Consider the following 5272-nt stretch of genomic DNA (forward strand, 5'->3'; position numbering starts at 1 on the left):
CTTTGGGAGACGCTGCGCGAACGACGCAAGGCTTAAGAGGTGGAACTCGTTGACTTGAGCAATAGCCGCGTGAGGTTCCCTCCGTTGTAGCGACTGGCGTGGACAAGGAGGAAATTTCTATATCTCCCTTGTCTTCCCACTCCCCCCTCCCCCCCTCTCCCACTCCCCCCCTCTCCCTCTCCCCATCCCTTGAAAAATAAAAAATTAACCGATCGCAGTTCCGGCAATAATTTGACGTACTTGATTGGGAGTCAAATAAGGATTAGCACTTAACATTAGTGCTGCCACACCGCAAACATAAGGTGTAGCCATCGAAGTACCATCCAGAAATTTATAGTCATTACCGGGAACTGTGGAATAGATATCATCACCAGGGGCAACTACATAATTTAGATTACTATTCGAGCCTGCCCAGTTGGAGAAATCAGTCACATACCCGTAGTAGTCAATTGCACCTACTGCAATTCCGTAATTTGTCGCCAAAGCTGCTGGATTTGTAGGTTTGTATGCACCTTCATTTCCCGCTGCCATCACAACAACCGCACCTTTTTGGGTTGCGTATTTAATCGCTTGTTCAAGCGTAGAAGAGTAACCACCGCCTAAGCTGAGATTAATTACATCTGCGCCATTGTCAGCCGCATAGACAATTCCACGGGCAATATTGTCAAAACTACCACTTCCTTTTTCATCTAGCACCCGAATCGGCATTATTTTGGCATTATAGGCAACGCCGTTAATCCCAGATCCATTGTTTTCAGCCGCAATGATTCCAGCAACATGAGTTCCATGTTCGTTATAATCCATTGGGTTGTTATTGTTGTTGACAAAATTCCAGCCAATGACATCATCAACGTATCCGTTGCGATCGTCATCAATTCCATTACCGAAAATTTCGCCAGAATTGAACCAAATATTATCATTCAAATCTGCGTGAGTATAATCTACTCCCGTGTCAACCACTGCAACAACAACATTCTTGCCCGAATATCCTTGCGTCCAGACTTCTGGTACACTAATCGCATCCAGTCCCCAATCGTAGTAATTACTTCGGTTAACAACATCAGCAAAACGCGATCGCCCTATAGATTCTGCAACAGCTGCTGCCGCATCAACTAAGCCGTAGCCATACACTTCACTAAATCGGCGAGATTGTGCAGTCAGATATGATTCAGTTGAGGAAGTATCTGTACTTAATTGATGCAATTCACCGCCAGCATCAAAATTACTTACTTGTAGGTCATCATTATTTGATGGATAACTATTAATATCAAACTCGCCATTACTATCCCCAATAGATTGACCTGTATTGTAATCAATGATTTGTTGAGCGTAATTAATCCTAAATTGACCTGTCATTGAATTATCAAGCCAACCGTCAGTTGTATTAGTATATTGGTAATCTGAATTGTTAGTATTGGTGCTGTCAGATTTGTAAATTGAATCTGACAGGTCATTAGATAATTCACTATAAAAACTGGAAGCATTACGAAGCGTACTTATCAGCCTATCTGAATCTAATGTATTTGTAGTGATTGACGCAAAACTTTGAGACGAATTATCTAATAAATCGCCACAATTCTTTATTTCATTGTTCAGCATAGTGTTAGAAATCAGTAATTTTTCGCCTGTATGTTATTCACTATTTCTGGTGAAGTAGACCTATGCAATTTTCATACTAGACTTCTTGCATGAATACCTGGCTCAGGTGCGGCTATACAAACGAAGTCCACGCAGGTGGACTGTTCAAAATAGTCTTTTGAGTGTGCGGAGGAACACTTTGTACGCACAACGCCCTGGGCATCAATGATTCGTGCAAGAGGTCTACTGAACAGCAAGAACTGCTCATAAAAATCGCGCTCCATTGCTACCCAAAGATAGCTATACCTAGACATTTAAGCCAGTATATTAATACGTACAGCTTTGAACAATGCCATTCCAGAAAAATAATCAAATTGGAGCTAAAAAAAATTTTAAGGACGAATTAGACAATTTACCTATCTGCTTTAAAGGTAGGTTGGGACAAAAAGCTAAACTTAAAGCCATTCCTAACTGGCAAGAACGATTAAGAGAATTTGTTGATGTGACAAATAGTAAATAATGTGCGATTTTTCAAGATATTAAGTTACAATTTGCTACCCCGACTTCGCACTCCGGAGTCGGGGTTCTGAACAAAATGATATTAGCGGTTGATTCTGCCTAAATGAAACGGCTTATTTACAGGTTTTTTATTTTCACTTAGGTGGAGTGCGATAAGCGGAGCTTAAGCCTTCGGCTATCGCACTCACAGTTTTTGTCCAAGGATGCTCTGGATAGCGCAAACAGAAAATATCACTACTTCCCAGATGAAACATTTCTTCACAAACAGGTAGCACTCCTGCCACTGGAACATTATAAGTTTGTTGAATTTGCTGCCGCAATCTTTCATGATTCAAGCTAGGTAATGCTTTATTCACAACCAAGAGCATTTTTGGCACTTCTAATTTACGTGCGACATCGATTGTCACTGCTGTTCCTTGATAGTCTTGTTTATCGGGACGCAGAATTACCACGAGTACATCCGAGATAATAGCAGAAAGAAGCGTTTCTTCATTGATTCCAGGGTGAGTATCAATGAAGAGATAATCTAACCCGAAACGTTGCACTATCTGACGAAACCCATCATTGAGCAAACGAGCATCATATCCCTCACGCAAAATCCGCGAGATTTCCCCGGTTTTGATGCTGGATGGAATTAGATAGATTTTGCCTCGGTTATGAGAAAACCAGTTCTTTGATGTTGTAAACACAGAACTGAGATCGTAAGTAGCGGCTTCAATGGTACAGCGTCCCCACAAGTAATCATTTAGCGTGTGCTTGACTTTGGTTTCATCCAAACCAAAAGGAACATGAATTCCTGGTGATTGAATATCTGTGTCTACTATTCCTACGCGGAAACCTGCACGAGCAATCAAAGTTGCGAGGTTTGCAGTTACATTAGATTTACCCGTTCCACCTCGAAAAGAATGAATTGAGACAATTTTCGCCATTATTATCTACTCTACTTAATAGTTGTTAGTTGCTAGTTGTTATTGGTTAAGAGTTAGGAGTTAGTTCTCCCCCTCCCCCACTCCTCCCCTCCTCCCCTCCTCCCCATTGACTGCGAATCTCTTTTGCGGTTTTTTGTAGCTTCTGAAAATAATCACTTTCAGCAATTTCCGCAACTTGCTGTATTACTTTTGACGAGTCAATTTCTACTTGAAGCTGCTGCAACTGCTCGGATAATTGCTGTTCGCGATGCCTGCGGTACGCTTCGCGATCGCATACTTCCCGTACCATTTTTTGAAACACACGTCCAAGTTGCCCCAGTTCATCGGTGCGTTGAGCGATTTGGGTTAATCCTTGACGTTCCAATTTTCTGACTTCGCTAGCGCTAAGGCGATCTAAAGTTATTGTTTGAGCAAGTTGAGCCATTGGTTTTAAAGGTTGAATCACTCTCCATTTAAGTAAATAGTTAATGAACACAATCACTAATGCAAAAATGCTCATAAATATGCTGATGAATAGAAAAAGCGCTTGACGAGCGTTGGTAAATACTTCACTTGCAGGGATATAGATAATCTGGGTGCCGATAATTTGATTCAGCTTCCAGCCATAACCGTTTTGAGTACCATATTTTTCCACATGGCTTTTTGGTGCAACCTGCGGAGTGTTATGACATAATAGACAGCTTGAGTTTGTTACGGCTAATGGTTGAGCGCTATAAAATAATCGTTCTCCAGCTTGATCGCGAAAACCAGATAAAGTTTTGAGAGTGCGATCGCTTTCAAACCGCTCAATTAATTTTGCCTCGAATCGGTCAACTTGGTCAGCCAAATTCGTCGGATTCAGTGTTGCGTCTTTATAAATAAAATCTTTGTATTTCCAGGTTTGTTTGAGCGTGTCAAATACTTGCCTTGCTGCCAAGCTGGGTATAGTTTCTGGAATAAACTCAGTTTGTGGATCGGCTATTTGAGCAATCAGCGGCGCAATCTGCTTACTAGTATAACTTTCTACTGCATTGACCATCTGCATAGCCATTTGTCCTCGATGACTCATTTCCATTTCGGCTTTTTGCTCTAGAGCTTTAGACAATGCCAATCCCCCTAGTGCAATTCCAGCAATAAAAATTAGTGACAGAAGTAACGTAAATTGAGACGCAAGTTTAAGACGAGGTAGCATTTCTCTAATTTCTATCAACGGTCTTGTTTACTTATATTTCTAAGCCACCTTAACTCGATCAAATTTTTCTTTAATCCAAAGCTGCAATCACTATATGAGCGCAAATTTTAATCTAAATAAAGCCTCCAACTTTAGTAGGAGTCACTTTGATGGATAAAAACTACGTCGCAAATCCAACGTTTTTCCGATGTACAGCTAAAAGCAAAATTCCTATTATGAACACATCGAAAGCAAACAAACGCAGCAAACACAACCAAGTTAACGATAAACAAGTTACACGCTGCGTATCCCAAAACTAAACAACAACGGAGAAAAACAATGACTAACGAAATCAACAACATCGGTGCAGTTGAACTATCTTCAGATGAACTCGACACCGTAGCAGGTGGTTTGGCAATCAGTTTCGGTGATGTTCAAGGTTTTGCATCTGATGCAACAAATACTTTCAAGCAAACGAATCTGGCTGTAGGTCAGCAAACCTTTGCTGGTCCTGGTGGTAGCGGTACAGTTTCTTTCACCAACGCGCAAGAAATCTTTAGCTCGGCTGGTCAAGCGATCGCTGTTAATTAATTACACAACCTGGGTGAGCAAAATGCTCACCCCACAACAAATCTTAATATCCCAAATCCAAAACTACACAACAACGGAGAAAAACAATGACTAACGAAATCAACAACATCGGTGCAGTTGAACTATCTTCAGATGAACTCGACACCGTAGCAGGTGGTTTGGCAATCAGTTTCGGTGATGTTCAAGGTTTTGCATCTGATGCATCTAACACTTTCAAGCAAACGAATCTGGCTGTAGGTCAACAAACCTTTGCAGGTCCTGGTGGTAGCGGTACAGTTTCTTTCACCAACGTGCAAGAAATCTCTAGCTCGGCTGGTCAAGCGATCGCTGTTAATTAATTACACAACCTGGGTGGGTAAAATGCTCACCCCACAACAAATCTTAATATTCCAAATCCAAAATTACACAACAACGGAGAAAAACAATGACTAACGAAATCAACAACATCGGTGCAGTTGAACTATCTTCAGATGAACTCGACACCGTAGCAGGTGGTTTGGCAATC

General features: G+C 41.3%; 6 protein-coding genes. 3 read left to right on the plus strand and 3 right to left on the minus strand.

Going from position 1 to position 5272, the window contains the following annotated elements:
* Positions 1-204 precede the first annotated feature (204 nt).
* On the minus strand, positions 205-1599 hold the full coding sequence (locus tag AABK37_RS40290) for a S8 family peptidase (RefSeq protein WP_432556990.1): 1395 nt from the start codon (positions 1597-1599) through the stop codon (positions 205-207).
* Positions 1600-1927: 328 nt separating this feature from the next.
* Here AABK37_RS40290 and AABK37_RS40295 point away from each other — a divergent pair, with 328 nt between their 5' ends.
* Positions 1928-2098: a hypothetical protein gene (locus tag AABK37_RS40295; protein WP_432556991.1), complete on the plus strand. Its 171-nt coding sequence runs from the start codon at positions 1928-1930 to the stop codon at positions 2096-2098.
* Positions 2099-2231: 133 nt separating this feature from the next.
* On the opposite strand, the gene AABK37_RS40300 is transcribed toward AABK37_RS40295, so the two are convergent.
* Positions 2232-3026: a MinD/ParA family ATP-binding protein gene (locus AABK37_RS40300; RefSeq protein ID WP_432556992.1), complete on the minus strand. Its 795-nt coding sequence runs from the start codon at positions 3024-3026 to the stop codon at positions 2232-2234.
* 46 nt (positions 3027-3072) lie between these two features.
* Positions 3073-4110: a c-type heme family protein gene (locus AABK37_RS40305; RefSeq protein WP_432556993.1), complete on the minus strand. Its 1038-nt coding sequence runs from the start codon at positions 4108-4110 to the stop codon at positions 3073-3075.
* Positions 4111-4515: 405 nt separating this feature from the next.
* Between AABK37_RS40305 and AABK37_RS40310 the strand changes: the two genes are divergently transcribed.
* Both AABK37_RS40310 and AABK37_RS40315 read left to right on the plus strand, forming a co-directional pair.
* Positions 4516-4767, plus strand: coding sequence for a CTB family bacteriocin (locus AABK37_RS40310; protein ID WP_432556994.1), 252 nt, complete (start codon positions 4516-4518; stop codon positions 4765-4767).
* An 86-nt stretch (positions 4768-4853) separates the two neighbouring features.
* A complete protein-coding gene (locus tag AABK37_RS40315) occupies positions 4854-5105 on the plus strand; it encodes a CTB family bacteriocin (RefSeq protein ID WP_432556995.1) in 252 nt (83 codons plus the stop codon).
* The last annotated feature ends 167 nt before the right edge of the window (positions 5106-5272 follow it).

The sequence above is a fragment of the Tolypothrix sp. VBCCA 56010 genome (assembly GCF_050875635.1).
Lineage (GTDB): Bacteria > Cyanobacteriota > Cyanobacteriia > Cyanobacteriales > Nostocaceae > Hassallia.